This window comes from Pseudomonas sp. GW821-FHT09E12 (assembly GCF_059416085.1).
The window spans coordinates 417,800-436,143 of record NZ_JBWKOM010000004.1; the positions used below are offsets into that span (position 1 = coordinate 417,800).

The 18,344-nt window shown below is 63.3% G+C and carries 17 protein-coding genes and 1 pseudogene; 5 read left to right on the forward strand and 13 right to left on the reverse strand.

Features of this window, described 5'->3' with window-relative positions:
- Positions 1–86 precede the first annotated feature (86 nt).
- Genes AC07PQ_RS13840 through AC07PQ_RS13865 form a run of 6 tightly spaced genes read right to left on the reverse strand, consistent with a single transcriptional unit; the run spans position 87 to position 4,326 of the window.
- The gene (locus AC07PQ_RS13840) at positions 87–1,766 is read right to left on the reverse strand and encodes an ApeI family dehydratase (protein ID WP_493185714.1); all 1,680 of its coding nucleotides are present in this window, start codon (positions 1,764–1,766) and stop codon (positions 87–89) included.
- Positions 1,763–2,308 (reverse strand): COG4648 family protein, encoded by a 546-nt coding sequence (locus AC07PQ_RS13845; protein ID WP_007926837.1) that lies wholly within the window; start codon positions 2,306–2,308, stop codon positions 1,763–1,765. Before AC07PQ_RS13845 ends, AC07PQ_RS13840 begins: the two co-directional genes overlap by 4 nt.
- Positions 2,305–2,559: an acyl carrier protein gene (locus AC07PQ_RS13850; protein ID WP_007926835.1), complete on the reverse strand. Its 255-nt coding sequence runs from the start codon at positions 2,557–2,559 to the stop codon at positions 2,305–2,307. Before AC07PQ_RS13850 ends, AC07PQ_RS13845 begins: the two co-directional genes overlap by 4 nt.
- A 9-nt stretch (positions 2,560–2,568) precedes the next feature.
- On the reverse strand, positions 2,569–2,829 hold the full coding sequence (locus AC07PQ_RS13855) for a phosphopantetheine-binding protein (protein ID WP_007926834.1): 261 nt from the start codon (positions 2,827–2,829) through the stop codon (positions 2,569–2,571).
- Positions 2,804–3,619, reverse strand: a complete 816-nt coding sequence (locus AC07PQ_RS13860) for a lysophospholipid acyltransferase family protein (protein ID WP_493185715.1) — start codon at positions 3,617–3,619, stop codon at positions 2,804–2,806. The genes AC07PQ_RS13855 and AC07PQ_RS13860 overlap by 26 nt, the downstream gene beginning before the upstream one ends.
- Entirely contained in the window at positions 3,595–4,326 is a 732-nt protein-coding gene (locus tag AC07PQ_RS13865; RefSeq protein WP_493185716.1) for a beta-ketoacyl synthase chain length factor, read from the reverse strand. Before AC07PQ_RS13865 ends, AC07PQ_RS13860 begins: the two co-directional genes overlap by 25 nt.
- Positions 4,327–4,660: 334 nt before the next feature.
- Here AC07PQ_RS13865 and AC07PQ_RS13870 point away from each other — a divergent pair, with 334 nt between their 5' ends.
- Positions 4,661–5,431, forward strand: a complete 771-nt coding sequence (locus tag AC07PQ_RS13870) for a ParA family protein (protein WP_007926828.1) — start codon at positions 4,661–4,663, stop codon at positions 5,429–5,431.
- Between the two features lie 123 nt (positions 5,432–5,554).
- On the opposite strand, the gene trxC is transcribed toward AC07PQ_RS13870, so the two are convergent.
- Positions 5,555–5,989, reverse strand: coding sequence for a thioredoxin TrxC (trxC, locus tag AC07PQ_RS13875; RefSeq protein ID WP_007926827.1), 435 nt, complete (start codon positions 5,987–5,989; stop codon positions 5,555–5,557).
- A gap of 225 nt (positions 5,990–6,214) precedes the next feature.
- On the opposite strand from trxC, the gene AC07PQ_RS13880 reads away from it, so the two are divergent.
- On the forward strand, positions 6,215–6,511 hold the full coding sequence (locus tag AC07PQ_RS13880) for a type II toxin-antitoxin system HigB family toxin (RefSeq protein ID WP_493185717.1): 297 nt from the start codon (positions 6,215–6,217) through the stop codon (positions 6,509–6,511).
- Positions 6,508–6,909 carry a helix-turn-helix domain-containing protein gene (locus AC07PQ_RS13885; RefSeq protein ID WP_007926825.1) on the forward strand — a complete coding sequence of 134 codons (402 nt, stop codon included), beginning with the start codon at positions 6,508–6,510 and terminating at the stop codon, positions 6,907–6,909. Before AC07PQ_RS13880 ends, AC07PQ_RS13885 begins: the two co-directional genes overlap by 4 nt.
- Before the next feature lie 4 nt (positions 6,910–6,913).
- Here the strand turns inward: AC07PQ_RS13885 and selO are convergent, their stop codons facing one another.
- From selO to AC07PQ_RS13910, 5 genes and pseudogenes are all read right to left on the reverse strand, one after another.
- A complete protein-coding gene (gene selO / locus AC07PQ_RS13890) occupies positions 6,914–8,377 on the reverse strand; it encodes a protein adenylyltransferase SelO (protein ID WP_493185718.1) in 1,464 nt (487 codons plus the stop codon).
- Positions 8,378–8,425: 48 nt separating this feature from the next.
- Positions 8,426–11,773: a mechanosensitive channel MscK gene (gene mscK, locus AC07PQ_RS13895; protein WP_493185719.1), complete on the reverse strand. Its 3,348-nt coding sequence runs from the start codon at positions 11,771–11,773 to the stop codon at positions 8,426–8,428.
- A gap of 35 nt (positions 11,774–11,808) precedes the next feature.
- Positions 11,809–13,551, reverse strand: a complete 1,743-nt coding sequence (locus AC07PQ_RS13900; RefSeq protein ID WP_007926822.1) for a potassium/proton antiporter — start codon at positions 13,549–13,551, stop codon at positions 11,809–11,811.
- 211 nt (positions 13,552–13,762) lie between these two features.
- The gene (locus AC07PQ_RS13905) at positions 13,763–14,635 is read right to left on the reverse strand and encodes a methyl-accepting chemotaxis protein (RefSeq protein WP_370686810.1); all 873 of its coding nucleotides are present in this window, start codon (positions 14,633–14,635) and stop codon (positions 13,763–13,765) included.
- Positions 14,618–15,388, reverse strand: a pseudogene (locus AC07PQ_RS13910) (MCP four helix bundle domain-containing protein); the annotation flags it as partial. The pseudogene AC07PQ_RS13910 and the gene AC07PQ_RS13905, both read right to left, overlap by 18 nt.
- Positions 15,389–15,668: 280 nt before the next feature.
- Here AC07PQ_RS13910 and AC07PQ_RS13915 point away from each other — a divergent pair.
- Both AC07PQ_RS13915 and AC07PQ_RS13920 read left to right on the forward strand, forming a co-directional pair.
- Positions 15,669–15,899: a hypothetical protein gene (locus tag AC07PQ_RS13915; RefSeq protein ID WP_007926810.1), complete on the forward strand. Its 231-nt coding sequence runs from the start codon at positions 15,669–15,671 to the stop codon at positions 15,897–15,899.
- Positions 15,896–16,198, forward strand: a complete 303-nt coding sequence (locus AC07PQ_RS13920; protein WP_493185720.1) for a cell division protein ZapA — start codon at positions 15,896–15,898, stop codon at positions 16,196–16,198. The genes AC07PQ_RS13915 and AC07PQ_RS13920 overlap by 4 nt, the downstream gene beginning before the upstream one ends.
- Positions 16,199–16,299: 101 nt before the next feature.
- Here AC07PQ_RS13920 and AC07PQ_RS13925 read toward each other — a convergent pair whose 3' ends face one another.
- Positions 16,300–18,102, reverse strand: a complete 1,803-nt coding sequence (locus tag AC07PQ_RS13925; RefSeq protein WP_493185721.1) for an acyl-CoA dehydrogenase — start codon at positions 18,100–18,102, stop codon at positions 16,300–16,302.
- Positions 18,103–18,344: the final 242 nt, after the last annotated feature.

Consider the following 18,344-nt stretch of genomic DNA (forward strand, 5'->3'; position numbering starts at 1 on the left):
CCGGGCGTCCGCTGCGCGGTCGATCGCAGCCTTCGGCAGCGGCTACAAGAAGCCGCTGGGGGCTGCGCTTGCCTGGGGTCAATAACTTATCCACAGGCGTTCTCCAGCAGGATGCGGCCGCTGGAGCAGGCGGCGGTGTCATTGCGATAGGCGAAGTAGAGTTTGCCGCGCTCATGATCGAAGCGCAGGTGCAATTGCACCTGGTCGCCGGGGCGCACCAGTTGCTGGAACTTCAGCACTTCCATACCGGCAAAGCGCCCCGGCAGATCGAGCAACTGCTGGCCCAGCGCCAATGCCCAGTCCACCTGGACCACGCCCGGCAGCACCGGGGTCTGGGGGAAGTGGCCACTGAAGTAGGCCAGGTCCGGCGGGATCGCCAGTTGCAGGCTCCATTCGCCGTCGGCCTCGAGCTGTTCCAGCACTTCCGGCGCCCGTGGGCGCGGGGCCAGTAGCAGGGCTTCGACATCGGCCTGGGGCAGCTTGCCCTGACTGTTCAGGGGCAACTGGCGCAGCAGGCGCCAGCGGCGCGGCAGCGCCAGGGCCTCGCAATGCTGGCTCAGGTGCTGGCGCAGCGCTTGCGTGAGGGTCCGACGACCCTGATTGCGCAAGGCGTGCAGGCCTTGTTCGCTGAGGACCAGCAGCGCGCCGAGGGAAGCGCGGTTTTCCCGGACCACCCCAAGGCGCGCTTCGGCGACCCAGGCATGCCCGGCCAGGGCCTGTTCCAGCATCGGCAGGGAAATGCGTTTTTCTTCCAGCTTGACGATCCGGTCCAGGCGCCCGAGCAGCTCGAAACGCCCATCGGCGGCGATGCGCGCGGCATCGGCGGTGTGTTCGATATGCCCGGCCGGCAGGTAGGGCGAAGCGATCAGCAAGGCGCCGTCGCTGTCCTGGCTCAGCTCGACCCCGGCGAAGGCTTGCCACAGGCTGTCGCCCTGGCGCCAGGCGATGCCGCCGGTTTCCGAGCTGCCGAGGATCTCCGTTGGCCATTGTCCAAGACGCTGCTGCAGGCCTTGCGCGGCGTCGGCAGGCAGCGCACCACCGGAGGAAAACACCCGGCGCACCGGGCTCAGGGCCGGCCAGTCGAGGTTGTCGCCCATGCGCTTGAGCAAGGCCGGGCTGGCGACCCAGGCAAAGGCCGGGTGTTCGCGGCTGGCGCGCTGCAGGTCTTCCGGGAACGGCAACGGCCGACGCACGAAGGTGCGCCCGGCGCAGAGCGGCCAGAGCACACGGAACAGCAGGCCGTAGATATGCTGGGTGGCGACGCTGCCGATGATGCAGGCCTGGCCCAATCCCTCGCCCCACAGTTGCTCCAGGGCCTCGACTTCGTTGGCCAGCTGGCGCAGGGATTTGTCGATGCGCTTGGGTTCGCCGCTGGAGCCGGAGGTGCACAGGCTCAGGCGGCAGCCGTCGAGATCGAGTTCGACGGCGGGCAATGGTGGCGAGTCGAAGTCGGCCAAGTGGGCATCGCCCGGCTGGTCGGTCAGCCACAGATCGACCTGGGTCGACCAGCGTTGCCGGGTCTGTGGTTGCAGGTCGGCGGGCAGCAGCACGCTGACCCCGGCGCGCCAGGCGCCGAGCAGGGCGATGGCCAGTTCGGCGGCATCTTCCAGGTGCAGGGCCAGGCGCTGTACGCCCCTGGCCTGCAAGCCCGCGGCCAGGCTCAGGGCCTGGTGCCGCAGGTGGCTGTGATCGAGTGCCGGTTCGACCGTGACGGCCCGTTCCGGCAACGACTTGAGCAGCAGCTGCTCAAGCTTTATCCAATTCATGCGCGGCCTCGTACGCGTTGTCGTAACAGCCATTCAATGGCAAACAGCAAACCCATCAACCCGTAGGAGATCAGGCCGTTGTACAACGTCCACCAGCTCAGCGGCGCCCATAGGGTCAGGGCCGCGGCGAGCAATCCGTTACAGAGGAAAAACACACTCCAGGCGACAGTCACCTGGCGGGTATAGCGAATCGCCTTTTCCGGCAGCGCAGGCTCGCTGAGGCGGGCCAGGCGTTCAGCCACCGGCGGGCCGTATTTCAGGCTCAGGCCGAACAGCGTGAGCATGAAGCCGCTGATCAGCACCGGGTACCAGCGCAGTAACAACGGGTTATCGAACAGCGCCAGTAGCAGGCAGAAGGCCAGGGCGGCGCCCGCCATCCACAGGCTGCCGGGACGCCGTTCGCCGGTCAGGGCCCGGGCCAGCCACAGGCCGCCGAGCAACAGGCCGAACTGCCATGGCGCGAAATGCTCCATGCCGAAATACACCGCAAAGGGATACAACAGGCCCGCCAGCAGCAGGCCAAGGCCGATCAGCCGGCTCATGCGGCCGGCTGGACCAGACGGTATACCGCCTCGACCACGTCATTGACGGTACGCACCGACTTGAATTCCTCGGCGGCGATTTTCTTGCCGGTCTTGCGCTTGATGTGATCGATCAGGTCGACGGCGTCGATGCTGTCGATTTCCAGGTCTTGATACAGGTTGGATTCCAGGCTTACGCGTTCCGGTTCCAGTTCGAAGAGTTCCACCAGGGCATCACGCAGGGTGTTGAAGATGTCGTCACGAGTTTGCATGGTCCGGTCTCAAGCTGCCTGTTTTGCAGTGACGAACGCCGCAAGGCTCGCCACGTTGGTGAAGTGATTGCGGGTGTCCTTGGCGTCGGCGTCGATCTTGATGCCGTAGCGTTTCTGGATCGCCAGGCCCAGCTCCAGGGCGTCGACCGAGTCCAGGCCCAGGCCTTCACCGAAGAGCGTCTGCTCGTTGCCGATGTCTTGCACGCTGATGTCTTCGAGGCCCAGGGCGTCGATGATCAGCATTTTAATTTCCTGGTGCAGATCGCTCATCTTCGGCGAGCTCCTTAATGAAGTAGTGATGCAAATAATCGTTGAGCTTGCGCGAGGCCTGCGGTGCGGGGCCTTGGGCGGCAAAGGCATACGGGTCTATATCGGCTCCGACGCGAAAACTGAAGTGCACGCGGCGCATCGGGATGCGATACCAGGGTTCGGCCTTGGTCAGGGTGGTCGGGCTGACCTTGATCACCACCGGGGTGATGATTCTCGCACCCCGCAAGGCGATTGCCGCGCCCCCCCGATGAAAGGCCGGCGCCTGGCCCGGCGGGGTTCGGGTGCCCTCGGGGAAGATCACCAGGGTCTGGCCGTTGCGCAGGGCTTCGCCGGCGGCGTCGAGCATGTCCATGCTGCCGTCGTTGCTGATGTATTCGGCTTCGCGTATCGGGCCGCGGGTAAAGGGGTTCTGCCACAGGCTCTGCTTGACCACGCAGTTGGCGTTGCGCACCAGGCCGATGAGAAACACCACGTCGATCAGCGATGGGTGGTTGGCAATGATCATTTGTCCGGGGCGGCCGAGTTTTTGTGCGCCTTCGACTTCATAGGTCAGCACGCCGCTGCGGGCCATGAAACGGATGAACAGCCAGAACAGCCGGCCGATGGTGCGACGCGCGCGCTGGCGATGCGCTTCGGCGTCGCCGGGCAGGCAGGCGAGCAGCGGGAAAATCGCCAGGCGCAGGCACAGGCCGCCCAGGCCGAACAAGGCGAAGCTTGCTGCGGTGGCGACCAGGCGCCAGTAGTAGGCGTCGCGGGGCTTTGTATTTACAGGTTGCGTTGCCAGTTCCATACACGGTTCTTCCAGGCATGTTGGCAGGAGGTCTGCTCGCCGAGCAGGGTACGCAAGAGATTCAGGGCATGGGGCCACTCGGCGCGCGGCGCTCCCTCGGTGGCGGTGCCGAGCGTCAGTTGCCACTGTTGGCCGGGGGTCAGCAACAGGCCGACCGCATAGGGGAAGGGCACATCGTCGATCCAGGTGGCATAGGCGGCGGGCGGCTGCTCTTCGGTGACCACCAGCAGCACCGCCGGGGCGCCTTCCTCAAGCAGCGCCGCGGCCTCTAGCATGCCGTGTTCGAGGCCGTCGCCGGCGGCGGCGAGGGCGGTCATTTCGCTGGTTTCGCCACGCATGATCGACCACAGGCCGATCACCGCGTTGTGCACCGAGAGGCTGAACTGGGTCGGGGACAACGGCTGGTCGGCCGCCAGGTCGCTGAGGATGTCGAAGGTGCGCGGCGTTTCGCCATGCCGGGAAATAAAGACCAACGGTAGCTGTTCCAGGCCTTCGGCCAGCGGCCAGCCCACGCTGAAGGCCATGCGGGCCAGACGGCTGAGGCGCCGGCGCTGCATGGCCGGTAGAAACGACACGTCCGGGGCCGCATCACTGCTCTGGAGCACGACCGGTTGTCGGCTCCAGGCCTGCCAATCGTCCACGCTTTCGAGCCCAGGGGCCCACGCGCGCCATTGGGCGATGTTGAAGTTGATCACTTGAAAAATCATCCCGCCCCTGCGGGCTTACTTGACGTGGTCAGGCGTTTCGATCGCAGACTCACCTGCCACGGAGCTACAGCCGAGTGGCGCGCATTATCCCGGTGTGACTGGCTTGTAGCAAACATTGGTTATGTTTCGCTCAGTGAAAATGACCCGCTCGACAGCACAAAAGTGTCATTTGGCCATTATCGAATGGTACAGGTCGGGAGCGCGGGGGCTTTACAAGAAAGTCTAGGCTGACTCTGGCCATTGGAACTGGTTTGGCGGTCCGCCGTCAGCGAGGTAGCGAAGCGGCGGTACTGGCTACTACACTCGGTGATCTTTGATGCAGGGAGGTTCTGACATGCGGCGCGTGGTGTTCAATCAGAAAGGGGGAGTCGGCAAGTCGAGCATTGCCTGCAATCTGGCGGCCGTGAGCGCCAGCGAGGGGTATCGCACGCTGCTGGTGGACCTGGATGCCCAGGCCAACTCCACTCAATACCTCACCGGCCTGACCGGCGACGACATCCCCATGGGGATTGCCGACTTCTTCAAGCAGACCCTGTCTTCCGGACCGTTCTCGAAGAAGAATCAGGTCGATATCTACGAAACGCCGTTCGACAACCTGCATGTGGTGACGGCCACCGCCGAGTTGGCGGATCTGCAGCCCAAGCTTGAGGCGAAGCACAAGATCAACAAGCTGCGCAAACTGCTGGACGAGTTGGCCGAGGACTACGACCGGATCTACCTGGACACCCCGCCGGCCTTGAACTTCTATGCGGTTTCGGCGCTGATTGCCGCCGATCGCGTATTGATTCCCTTCGACTGCGACAGCTTTTCCCGCCAGGCGCTGTACGGCCTGCTGGCGGAAATCGAAGAGCTCAAGGACGACCACAACGAGGATTTGCAGGTCGAAGGCATCGTGGTCAACCAGTTCCAGGCCCGCGCCAGCCTGCCCCAGCAAATGCTCGATGAACTGATCGCCGAGGGCCTGCCGGTATTGCCGGTGTACCTGGCCAGTTCGGTGCGCATGCGCGAATCCCACCAGGCCAGCCTGCCGCTGATCCACCTCGACCCCCGGCACAAGCTGACCCAGCAGTTCGTTGACCTGCACAACCTGCTGGAAAGCGCCTGACCTTCTTCCGTAGGAGCGGGGCCTACCCGCGATGAGTGCCTGACATTCAACATCGTCGTCGGCTGTCAGACCGTTATCGCGGGCAAGCCTCGTTCCTACAGTTCAAGGCGATTTCGATAGCGGTCAGATGCCCTGGCTACGCAGCCAGCTCATCAGCTGCGGTAACGGGAAGGCGCCACTCTGGCGTGCCACTTCCCGTCCGTTCTTGAACAGAATCAGGCTCGGAATCGAGCGAATTCCCAACTGCGCCGACAATTGCTGGTTGGCCTCGCTGTCGAGCTTGGCCAGCCGGCACTTGCCTGCCAATTGCGCCGCCGCCTGCTCGAATACCGGTGCGAAGGATTTGCACGGCCCGCACCAATCCGCCCAGACATCCACCAGCAACGGCAGGTCGCCCTTGATCTGGCTGGCGTAGTCGCCTTGTTTCAGCTCGAAAGGCTGGTTCAGTAACACCTGGCCTTTACAGCGTCCGCATTTGGGCTGATCGCCCAGGCGCTCGGCGGGGATGCGGTTCAACCCATTGCAATGGGGGCAGGGGATCAGCAGTGGATCGGACATGAGGGGGCTCCGGGATAAGTGGCCAATAGCTCCGATCTGGAGTCTGTGGGTCGGTTTATCAAGCTGTTGCATGCGCTCATACATCTTTGCGCGGCAACTGTCGGCTCGGTTCTAGGCTGGAGAGAGACGATGCTCCGTGCCATTGGTCCGAGAGCATTTATAGCAACTTGCGATAAGTTGCTCCACCCTCTAGGCTGCCATAGCAGTATGCGATAAGGACTTTGCATGCGTGTAATCACGGCTAAACGAATTTGGGATGCCAAGGAAAAATGGCCACACTCGGCCAAGGCGTTGGATGATTGGTATCGCGCGCTTAAACGCAATCGGCTTGCGGATTTTGCCGCGATGAAGGCGATGTTTCCGGCGGTGGACAAGGTCGGGCCGCTGCATGTGTTCGATATCGGCGGCAACAAGGTACGGCTGATTGCATTGGTCCGTTATACGACGCAAAAGCTCTATATCCGCCATGTGTTGGACCACTGTGAATATGACCGGGGCAAGTGGAAGGAGGATCGAGGATGAGTGCGTTGATCGAGCAAGTGGCCGAACACTGGCAGTTCGTTGCGCCGTTGCTGCGCAAGCCGAAAACCGAGGCGGACTACGACAGGCTGGTTCAGGCCCTTGACGAGTTGCTGGACCTGACGGGGGAAGACGAGGCCCATCCTCTCAACAGCCTGGTGGACATCATCGGGGACTGGATCGAAGCCTACGATCTTGAACATCGCCCGATGCCTGTTGCCAGCGGAGTAGATGTGTTGCGCTACATGATGCGCGAACACGGCCTGACCCAGAGCGACCTGCCCGGTGTCGGTGCGCAGTCGGTAGTCTCGGAGATCCTGAGCGGCAAGCGTCAGCTCAACCTGCGGCAGATCCGCTGGCTGGCCGAACGTTTCAAGGTCTCGATGGAAACCTTTATCTGACCTCTCAGGACGAGCAACTGATTTCCAGGTGCTTGCCCCATTCGGGCGGTCGTTCGGCGTAGCTGTCCATGCCGGCCTGTTGTTCGAACGGCTTGCTCAGTACCGCGTGCAGGCGGCGCACCTCGGAGTAGTCCCCTTGTTCGGCGGCGTCGATGGCCTTCTGTGCCAGGTAATTGCGCAGGATGTACAGCGGGTTGACCGCGTGCATGCGTTCCCGGCGCAACTCCTGACCCTGGATCGGATCACGGGCGACCCGGGCCTTGTACAGATCGGCCCAGGCATCGAAGCCCTGGCGGTCGACGAAGTCGTCGCGCAGCCGGGCCACGGCCAGTTCCGCCGGCTCATCCCCCAGGCGACGGAAGAACAGGCTGTAGTCCACGCCGCTGCCCTGCATCAGTTGCAGCAGCCGTTCCACCAGCTTCTGATCCTCCTCTTCGGCGCTGGTCAGGCCGAGGCGGCGGCGCATCAGGTCCAGGTAATGGGCCTGGAACAACGGCAGGAACAGGCCGAGGGTTTCCCGCAGGGCCTCGACACTGATGAAGGGCGTCAGCGCCTGGGCCAGGGCGCTGAGGTTCCACTGGCCGATCGGCACCTGGTTGCTGAACGAGTAGCGCCCCTGGTCATCGGAATGGTTGCAGATGAAATGCGCATCGAAGTCATCGAGGAAGGCGAACGGCCCGAAGTCGAAGGTCACGCCGAGAATCGACATGTTGTCGGTGTTCATCACCCCGTGGCAGAAACCGTAGGCCTGCCACTTGGCGATCAGTTCGGCATTGCGCTCGACCACTTCGCGGAACATCGCCAGGTAGGGTTCGGGCTGCTCCAGGCACTCGGGAAAGTGCATCTCCAGCACGTGCTCGCCCAGCTGTTTCTGCTGCTCGGGGCGTTTTGTGTAATAGAAGTATTCGAAGTGGCCGAAGCGGACATGGCTGGGCGACATGCGCAGCAGCATCGCCGCGCGCTCCTGCTTCTCGCGCCAGACCGGGGTGTCGGAGCCGATCACGCACAGCGCCCGGGTGGTCGGAATACCCAGGGCGTGCAGCGCCTCGGAAGCCAGGAACTCGCGGATCGACGAACGCAGTACGGCGCGGCCATCGCCCATGCGCGAGTAGGGGGTCTGGCCGGCGCCCTTGAGGTGCAGGTCCCAGTGCTCGCCGGCGGCGTTGTACACCTCGCCCAGCAGCAAGCCGCGACCATCGCCCAACTGAGGGTTGTAGGAGCCGAACTGATGCCCGGAATAGACCATCGCCCGGGGCTCGGCTTCAGCCCACAGCTTGTGCCCGCCAAACAGTTCGGCGAACACCGGGCTTTGCGCGGCCTCAGGGTCCAGGTCCAGCAGCGCCATGGCCGCCGGGCTGGCCACCACCAGGCGTGGGCGGTCGATCGGCTCGGGCAGCACATGGGTTGAGAACGCATCGCCCAGGCGGGCGAAGCGATTGTCGAAGGTCAGTTCGTCGAGGGCTTTCAACGGCCATCTCCAGCAGAATGTCCGAGCATTCTGCTAGGGATAGCGTCCTTAGTCGAGCCTGCTGGGAGGCGGTTCCTGCAGTGGTTTACCGTCGGGCAGCGGGACAATGGTCTTGGTCTCCGGCTCGATGGGCACCATCTTGTATTCCTGGCCATGGAGGTTCTTCAGGTAGACCTCCATCTGGCGGAACGAGATGTTGATGTGCTGCTTCTTGAACTCGCGGTTGATGAAGCGGTTGACCTCGTCGAGCACCGGGTTGCGGTCCCCCAGCTCGCGCACGTGCATGCGCAATTCGTGGTCCAGGGTGCTTTCGCCGAAGTTGAGGAAGTACACATGGGGCTCGGGCTCTTTCAATACCCGCGGGTTATCGCGGGCCGCCTTGAGCAGCAGTTCCTTGACCAGGTCCAGGTCCGAGCCGTAGTCGACGCCGAGCTTGAGGGTCACCCGGGTGACGGTGTCGGTCAGCGACCAGTTGATCAGTTGCCCGGTGATGAAGGTCTGGTTCGGGACGATGATGTCCTTGCGATCGAAGTCGGTGATGGTGGTGGCGCGGATGCGGATCCTGCTCACCGTGCCCGACAGGTTGCCGATGGTGATGGTATCGCCGATGCGCACTGGCCGCTCGAACAGGATGATGATGCCGGAGATGAAGTTGGCGAAGATCGCCTGCATGCCGAAGCCCAGGCCCACCGACAGCGCAGCCACCAGCCACTGCAACTTGTCCCAGCTGACGCCGAGGGTCGACAGGGTCGAGACGAAGCCGACGCCGGCAATCACATAGGACAGCAGCGTGGTGGTCGCGTAGGCGCTGCCCTGGGCCAGGTTCAGCCTGGACAGCACCAGCACCTCCAGCAGCCCCGGCAGGTTGCGCGCCAGGGCGAAGGTGATGCCGACGATGATCAGCGCGCCGAGCATGTCGCCGATGCTGATGGGCACCATGCTCATGTTGGCGCCGGTGCCGCTGGTGTATTCGTAGAGGGTGATGTTGTCCAGGTAGGAGAACACGCTGATCAGGTCCGACCAGACCCAGTACAGCCCGGCCATGAAACCACCGAGCAGGGCCAGGCGGATCAGGCGCAGGGATTGTTCGTTGACCTTCTCGATGTCCAGGGTCGGCTCTTCGACTGCTTCGCTGTCGCCGCTTTCCTTGGCGGCCTGGCGTTTGGCCAGGGCCCGCTGGTAGGCCAGGCGCCGGGCGGCGACGCCCAGTCCGCGGACAAAAGTGGCTTCGATCACCAGCCAGAACATCAGCAGGTACAGGGTATTGATCAGGCGGTCGCTGAGCTTCAGCGCGGTGTAGTAGTAGCCGAAGCACACGGCGATGAACAAGGCGATCGGCAGCGCGGTGAACAGCACCGCCACCGCCTTGCGGAACAGCGAGGCGTTCTGGTGCGTCGGGCTGCTCAGCAGCAGGCGGCTGAGCAGCCAGGCCATCAGGGCGTAGCAGGTCAGGACCACGGCGATGCCGAGTACGTCATCGGCCAGTGCCGCCGGTTGATGTTCGGCCACGGCGACCACGGCCACCAGGGCCATGACCACCAGCCCGAGGCGGCGGATCCAGCCCTGGAGGAATTCGACCTGGGGCTTTTCCCAGCGAAAGTGCAGTTCCGCCACGCCGCCGGGGGCGAGGATCCGGTAGGCGGTATAGAACACCAGCCAGGCCTGGGCCATCTGCAACAGCGCCGCGCCGAGGTTGGCGTTCTGTCCGCGGGCGTCGATCTGCAAGGCCAGGCCGCACAGCGCCAGGCCGAGGGCGACCGGCATCGCCAGCAGGATGTTGACCAGGATCGCCTGCGGCGTGTGCCATTGGCTGTCGCGCTTGAAGTGACCGATGTCCTTGTGAACCTTGGTCAGGCGCTGGTACAGGTTCTTGCGCCGCCACAGCAGGGCCGCGATCAGGAGCAGCAATGGCAGGAACAGCAGCGGCCGTTGCGCCAGGCCGTCGGCCAGCTCGCTCAGGCTGGACGACCAGGGCAGGGTGGTGACCTGTTTTTCCAGGCGCAGCGGCACAGCTTGCAGCCATTCGCCGTCCAGCGGCTTGTTGCTGGGAATCCAGAACATCTGTTCGTCGAGGGTCGCGCGCAGGCTTTGCGAGGTGCTCAGCAGCTGCTTCTGATTGAGCTGCAGGGTGATGGATTCGTTGAGTAGGGCGCTTAGCTCGCGGCTCAGGCGTTCCAGCAGGTCGGCACGGGTGATGGCCAGGTCCAGCAGGGTTTTGCGCAGCTGCGGGGTGATTTGCTCGGACGGCTGGGTCGCCAGCAGGTTGTTGACATAGCTGCTGGGGCTGCTGATCAGTTCGCGTTGCTGGTTGACCTCGAACTGATACAGGCGGATGTCGGCGATCTGGTCCGCCAGGTCGCGGTCGAGCCGCAGGTGCGGCAGCGCCTGCTTCTGTTTATAGAGGATCTTCGACAGCAGCAGGCTGCCCTTGAGCACGCTGATCTGCTCGTCCAGCGCGGCATCGCTCTGGGTCACGCTGTCGAGTTGCTGCTTGGTCTGCAGGTTCTGCTGGGTCAGCTCATTGAGGCGGTCGGTGCTTTTGAGCAGATAGTCGGAAAGCTTCAGGTTGGCCGCGCTTTCGGTGGCCAGGAGGCTGCTGCTGCCGGCCTTTTGCGCTTCGATCGATTGCTGGGTGACGGTTTCCTGGGACTGGGCCAGGCGCTTCTGGTTGATCAGGGTCTGCAGGTCCTGGATTTCCTGCTCCAGGCGCGCGGTCTTTTCCATCAGCAGGTCATGCTGGCTGTTGCCCAGGTCCTGCAACTGGCTGTTGCCGGCCAGCTCCTGGCGGCGCAACGGGATCAGCGCGTTGATGGCCGCCAGTTCGGCATTGAGCTGATTGCGCTGGTCGGCGTTGATCGGCTTGCCGGAGTCCTTGCCGTTCTTGAGGATCGTATTGATCTGCTGGGTGCGGGTCTGGCTGCTGCTGATCTCGGCCTGGGCGCGTTCGGGGCGGGTCTGCGCGGTAATGGCCAGGCTGTTGGCCTCGGCCAGGGCTTTCTGCATGTCGCCCTGCTGGGTGGTGCGTTCGGTCAGCAGTTGTTCGAGCTGCGACACCGGCAGGTTGGCGTAGCGCTGGGCCACCGGCACCACCTTGGTGGCTTTCAGGCGGGTCAGCTCGCGCTGGTTTTCGCTGGTCTGGCGCGGTGCATTGCTCAACTGCTGCTTGAGGTCGTTCAGGCGCTGCTCGTAATCCTGCTTGTTCGACAGCTGGGTCAGCGTCTGTTGCAGCACCGCTTGCAGGGCCTTTTGATCGGCCTCCGGCAATTTGCGCTCGGCGATTTTATCCAGGCTCTGCTGGACGGACTCGGCACTGGGCGGCTCGGCCGCTTGCAGTGTGCCGACAGAAAGGCTCAGGCCCAGCAGGGCAATGGCGAAAAGGGTACGCAGGGTTGGCATAGAGACCGGTCAAGCTGGATGAGAAGTTAGGCAGTTTAGAGGAAGAGTCCGGGGCCCGGGCGACTTCCTTCGGGGAATCTGACGCCCACTTTGCTGATCTTGTTCCCCTCCATCACGGCAACCGTCCAGATGGTGTTGTTCCATTCCACCTGGTCGCCGACCACTGGAGCACCCCCCACTTTCTGGGTGATGAAGCGGCTCAGCGGCATGTCCGGATCGAGCCCTTCGAGTTTCAGCCCGTACAGCGCCGAAACCGCGCCCAGCTGGGCGTCGCCTTCGAGAACGAAGTCGCCGAAGAAGCGCAGATCGAGGCCTCGTTGCGGTGCCTGGCTGAAGAGTTTTCCAAGGGCCGGCAGGTTGTGTTCATGGCCGATGACGCAGAGCAAATCATCGGCTTCCAGCACCGTACTACCCGACGGATGGAGCAGTTGCTGGTGACGAAACAGGGCGGCGATACGGGTACCTTCGGGCATTTTCAGCTCGCGCAACGCCGCGCCGATGCACCATTTTTCCGCGCCGAGGCGGTAGACGAACAACTCCCATTCGCTGGTGACATGCACCTCCAGGGCGGCGCGGGAGATCGGCGCCGGCTCCGGTGGCACCGTGACTTTCAGCAACTTGGCGACCCACGGCAGGCTGGTGCCTTGCACCAGCAGGGACACCAGCACGATAAAGAAGGCCAGGTTGAAGTACAGCTGGGCTTCGGGCAGCCCGGCCATCAACGGGAACACTGCGAGAATGATCGGTACCGCGCCGCGCAGGCCGACCCAGGAAATAAAGGCTTTCTCGCGGCCGTGGAAGGCCTTGAACGGCAGCAGGCCGACCATCACCGACAGCGGACGGGCGAACAGGATCATCCACAGCGCCAGGCCCAGCGCCGGCAGGGCGATGGGCAGCAGGTCGTGGGGCGTGACCAGCAGGCCCAGCACCAGGAACATGCCGATCTGCGACAGCCAGGCCATGCCGTCGAGCATATGCAGGATGCCGTGCCGGCTGCGCACCGGGCGGTTGCCGATCACCAGGCCGCACAGGTACACCGCGAGGAAGCCGCTGCCGTGCAGGGCGTTGGTCAGGGCGAAGACTACCAGGCCGCCGGCGATCACCAGGATCGGGTACAGGCCGGTGGCCAGGTTGATGCGGTTCACCAGTTGCAGCATCAGCCAGCCGCCGCTCAGGCCGATCAGGCCGCCGATGCCGAACTCGCGCAGCAGATGCCCCAACAGGCTCCAGTGCAGGCCGGTCTGGCCGCTGGCGAGCATGTCGATCAGGGTCACGGTGAGGAACACCGCCATCGGATCGTTACTGCCCGACTCGATCTCCAGGCTGGCGGTGACCCGTTCGTTCAGGCCCTTGCCGCCCAGCAGCGAGAACACCGCCGCGGCGTCGGTGGAGCCGACGATGGCGCCGATCAGCAGGCCCTGGATCAGGTTCAGGTCGAACAGCCAGGCGGCCGCCATGCCGGTCAGGCCGGTGGTGATCATCACGCCGACGGTGGCCAGCGACAAGGCGGGCCACAACGCCACACGGAAGCTCGAGACCCGGGTGCGCAGGCCGCCGTCGAGGAGGATCACCGCGAGTGCGAGGTTGCCCACCAGGTAGGCGGTCGGGTAGTTGTTGAAAATGATGCCGCCACCGTCGACGCCGGCGGCCATGCCCACGGCCAGGATGATCACCAGGATCGGGATACCGAGGCGGGACGAAAGGGAACTCACCAGAATGCTCGCACCTACCAGCAACGCGCCGATCAAGAACAGGCTGTTGATGGTCGTCGCATTCAAAGGCAGTACTCCAGAAGCAGAAAGGCGGGCACAAACTGACCATGCAGTCTGCGTGCCAGCGATTCTAACCTGTTGAAATACGATGCTGTCAAAAAGCTTTTGCGCCTGTTTACAGGCGGCGGAAAAGCGTCGCCTGGCGCCGGCCACCGACGGACTTCATGGCGTTCCGCAGTGGCTGGCGCAGGTGGCGATCAGCGCGATTGGCCGGGCATTACAGGGTGAATCGCGCCACCATGCCGTTCAGGTCCACGGCCAGGCGTGACAGCTCGTGGCTGGCATCGCTGGTCTGGTTGGCGCCGGTGGCCGATTGCACCGACAGGTCGCGGATGTTCACCAGGTTGCGGTCCACTTCGCGGGCCACCAGGGCCTGTTCCTCGGCGGCGCTGGCGATGACCAGGTTGCGCTCGTTGATTTCGTTGACCGCGGTGTTGATGGTGTCCAGGGCGCCGCCGGCGCCACGGGCGATGCTCAGGGTCGAGTCGGCGCGCTCGGTGCTGGTGCGCATCGACTCGACGGCATGCTCGGTGCCGCTCTGGATGCTGCCGATCATGCGTTCGATTTCGCTGGTGGACTGCTGGGTACGGTGGGCCAGGGCACGCACTTCATCGGCGACCACGGCGAACCCGCGTCCGGCATCGCCGGCCCGGGCGGCTTCTATCGCGGCGTTCAAGGCCAGCAGGTTGGTCTGGTCGGCCAGGCCGCGGATCACGTCCAGCACCTTGCCGATGTCGCGCGATTCCTCGGCCAGTTCGCTGATCCTGTTGGCCGAACTCTGCACTTCGCTGCTCATCAGCTCTATGGCGCTGACGGTCTCGCGCACCAGGTTGCGGCCTTCGCTGGCCGACTGGGTGGCGTCGTTCGAAGCCTCGGCGGTGCTCACGGCGTTGCGCGCGACTTCTTCGACGGCGCAGGTCATCTCGTTCACGGCGGTGGCGGCCTGTTCGATTTCGTTGTTCTGCTGGGTCAGGCCACGGGCACTTTCGTCGGTGACGCTGTTCAGTTCTTCCGCGGCGGAAGCCAACTGGCTGGCGGAGCCGGAAATATGCAACAGGGTCTGGCGCAGTTTTTCCTGCATGCTCGCCATGGCCTGCAGCAGGCGTCCGGGTTCGTCGCGCCCGTTGATCCGGATGCTTTGGGTGAGGTCGCCTTCGGCGATGTGTTCCGCGGCATGCAAGGCGCTGGCGATGGGTTGGGTAATGCTGCGGGTCAGCAACCAGGCAAACACCACGGTCAGGGTGGTGGACAGGATCAGCAGGGCGACTACCAGGTTGAATGCCGAAGCGTATTCCTCGGCGGCCTGCTCGTTGGCGGCCTTGGAGCGCTGGCTGTTGATCTGTACCAGCAGGTTCAGAACCTTGTTGATCTGCTGCGAGTTCTTCATCAACTCGTTGTTCAGCATCTCTTGCAGCTCACCCAGCTGGTTATTGCGCGACAGCTCTTTGATGCGCTCTTCGAGCTTGCGGTATTCGGCCAGCAGCTTGAGGTAGTGGTCGTAGGCCTCGCTTTCCTCCGGGCTGCTGACCAGCTTTTCATAGGTGGTGCGGATTTTTTCGATCTGCTGGTTGCCGAGTTCGAGCGACTCGCGGGTCTTGGCCTGGACCTCGGGACCGCGGTTGATCACCAGGCGATAGGACAGCACCTGCAGCCGCAGCATCTGCTGGGTGAACTCATCGATGCTCTGGATGCTGGGCATGTTGTCGGTGGAAATGGTGACGGTCGCCGCGCGAATCTTGCTCATCTGGTTCAGGGCGAAGATGCCCAGGAACAGCATCAGGCAGCCGATGAATGCAAAGCCGAGAAATGCCCTCGGTGCAATGTTCATGTTGCGAAGAGACATGGGGATCTACCTCAAGAATGCGCAATCCATGCCGCGGTGGTTGATAGGGCTCCCCTGACCTATCGCGCGGAAAAATGGATTCTTGAAGCAGGAGCAAGAGTTTCAGAAAGATCTGATGAGCGACGAAGTGTCAGGAACCAGATGGGGGAATGACAGTCTTTAAAGTTCGCAGGCAAGGTCACCCGCCAGGCAAATCAAGGCGTTGCGCCGGGAAAATCTGGCATCCGGGGTGACTTTTCTTTATCGTACGCGCCCTTTGAAAAATGCTCGGAAAATCAAAATGTTGGAAGCATCCCTAAGCCAATTGGAACAGCTTGTCAGTGATCTGGTGCAACAGAACCAGGAACTGTCGGGCACGAACGAAACCCTCAAGGCAGAACTGGCCCAGGCCAAGGATGAGAACGAAAGCCTGCAACTGAGCCTGATGGAACAGGAAGAGAAACAAGGCGCCACCGCGGCCCGCATCCAGGCCCTGGTCGAGCGCGTCAGTGCCGGTCCTGTCAGCGCATGAGGCAGGGTGCCGACGGGGTAAAAGTCGTCTCGATTCTCGGCGAGGACTACTCGATCAAGGCGCCGGCCGGGGAAGAGCAGACCCTGCTGGACGCCGCGTTGATGTTGAAGGCCACCCTGGCCGAGACCAAGAAGAGATACCCGACGCTGATCGGTGACCGCTTGCTGGTGCTGGCGGCGATGAACCTGTGCTCCCAGCAGCTCGAGATGCAAAAGCGTCATCAGCAGGAGCTCGACCGTTACCAAGAGCAAGTCAGCGCCACGGTCGAAGTGATCTCCAAGACCATCAGCCAGAGCTGATGGGTTTACCCACAACCTGCAACGCCGTTGCGGTTGTGTCGGACTGATTGTTTTCGCGAGCAGCCGGGCGGCGCTCGATTGCTCGCGATGCTTTTAGCGCTTCAGAACCACTCGTCCTGCATGCCCAGGCAGGTATCGTCCCGCGCCTCCAGCAAGGCCAGTTCGTGATGACAGGCCGGCACTTCCCAGCTCAGGAAGTAACGCGCCGCCTGCAGCTTGCCCTTGTAGAAACCCACATCCGCCGGGTTGCCCTTGGCCAGGCCTTCCTGCGCGCGAATCGCCTGTTCCAGCCAGCGCCAGCCGATCACCGCATGACCGAAGGCTTTCAGGTACAGCGCCGAGTTGGCCAGGCTGCTGTTGACCTTGCCCTGGGCCAGGTCGCTGAGCAGGCCCAGGGTCACGCTTTGCAGGCGTGCCACCAGTTTTTCCAGCGGTTGGCGCAGCGCCGTCAGGGCGTCGTGGGCCTGGGCCCGCTCGCTGGTATCGGCGATCAGGCGGATCAGTTGTTTCAGGCCCGCGCCGCCGTTCTGCGCCAGCTTGCGCCCCAGGAGGTCCAGTGACTGGATGCCGTGGGTGCCTTCATGGATCGGGTTCAGGCGGTTGTCGCGGTAATACTGTTCCACCGGGTATTCGCGGGTGTAGCCGTGGCCGCCGAGGATCTGGATCGCCAGTTCGTTGGCCTTCAGGCAGAACTCCGAGGGCCAGGATTTGACGATGGGCGTCAGCAGGTCCAGCAGTTCGTGGGCCTGCTTGCGCTGATCTTCGTCGGGCAGGGTGGTGGTGTCGTCGAACAGCCGTGCGGCGTACAGGCCCAGGTCGAAAGCGCCTTCGACATAGGCCTTCTGGGTCAGCAGCATGCGCTTGACGTCGGCGTGCTGGACGATCGACACCGGCGCGGTAGTCGGGTCCTTGCTGTCCGGCAGGCGACCTTGCGGGCGTTCGCGGGCGTATTCCAGGGAGTACAGGTAGCCGGCGTAGCCAAGCATCACCGCGCCTATGCCGACGCCGATCCGCGCCTCGTTCATCATCTGGAACATGTAGCTCAGGCCGTGGTGCGGCTTGCCCACCAGATAGCCGACACACTCCCCGTTATCGCCGAAGTTCAGCGCCGTGGAGGTGGTGCCGCGCCAGCCCATCTTGTGGAACAGCCCGGCCAGCAACACGTCGTTGCGCTGGCCCAGGCTGCCGTCGTCGTTGACCAGGAACTTGGGCACGATGAACAGTGAGATGCCTTTCACCCCGGCCGGCGCGTCTGGCAGCTTGGCCAGCACCATATGCACGATGTTTTCCGACAGCGGGTGATCGCCGCCGGAGATGAAGATTTTGTTGCCCTTGAGCCGGTAGGTGCCGTCCGCCGCCGGTTCGGCGCGGGTGCGGATATCCGCCAGCGACGAGCCGGCATGGGGCTCGGTCAGGGCCATGGTGCCGAAGAAGCGCCCGTCGATCATCGGCTGCAGGAAGCGCCGTTTCTGCTCGTCGGTGCCGAAGCTTTCGATCAGGTTGGCCGCGCCCATGGTCAGGAAGGGGTAGGACGTGGAGGCTGCGTTGGCCGCCTGGAAGTGCGCGAAGCAGGCCTGGGACAACAGCGTCGGCAACTGCATGCCACCGGCCTCGAAGCTGCGCGCGGCATTGAGGAAGCCGGCTTCGAGAAAGGCATCGACCGCGGGTTTGACTTCCGGAATCAGGATCGCCTTGCCGTCTTCATAACGCGGCTCGTTTTCGTCGCCCTTGCGGTTGTGCGGGGCAAAGAATTTCTCGGCGATGCTGCGCGCGGTGCCGAGGGCGGCGTCGAAGGTTTCCCGGTTGTGCTCGGCGAATCGCTCGCGCTGGGTCAGGCCCTCGGCATCGAGGACCTCATACAGCTCGAAAGCCAGATTGCGGGAACTGAGCAACGTCTCGGACATGGCGGCCTACCTGCTTTATAGGGAATGAGCCGAGTCTAGGCGGGTGAATAAATGCTGAACAGCAAGATTGATGCGGGTGATAAAGATGCCAAACAGGCACAGCCTCTGTAGCCGCTGCCGAAGGCTGCGATAAGTCCCGCAGGGACTTCGGCGGCAATGAAATCGCTACGGCCGTTCCGGTCGATCGCAGCCTGCGGCAGCGGCTACAGGGAATTGCATCGGGCAAAAAAAGGGCGCCGGTG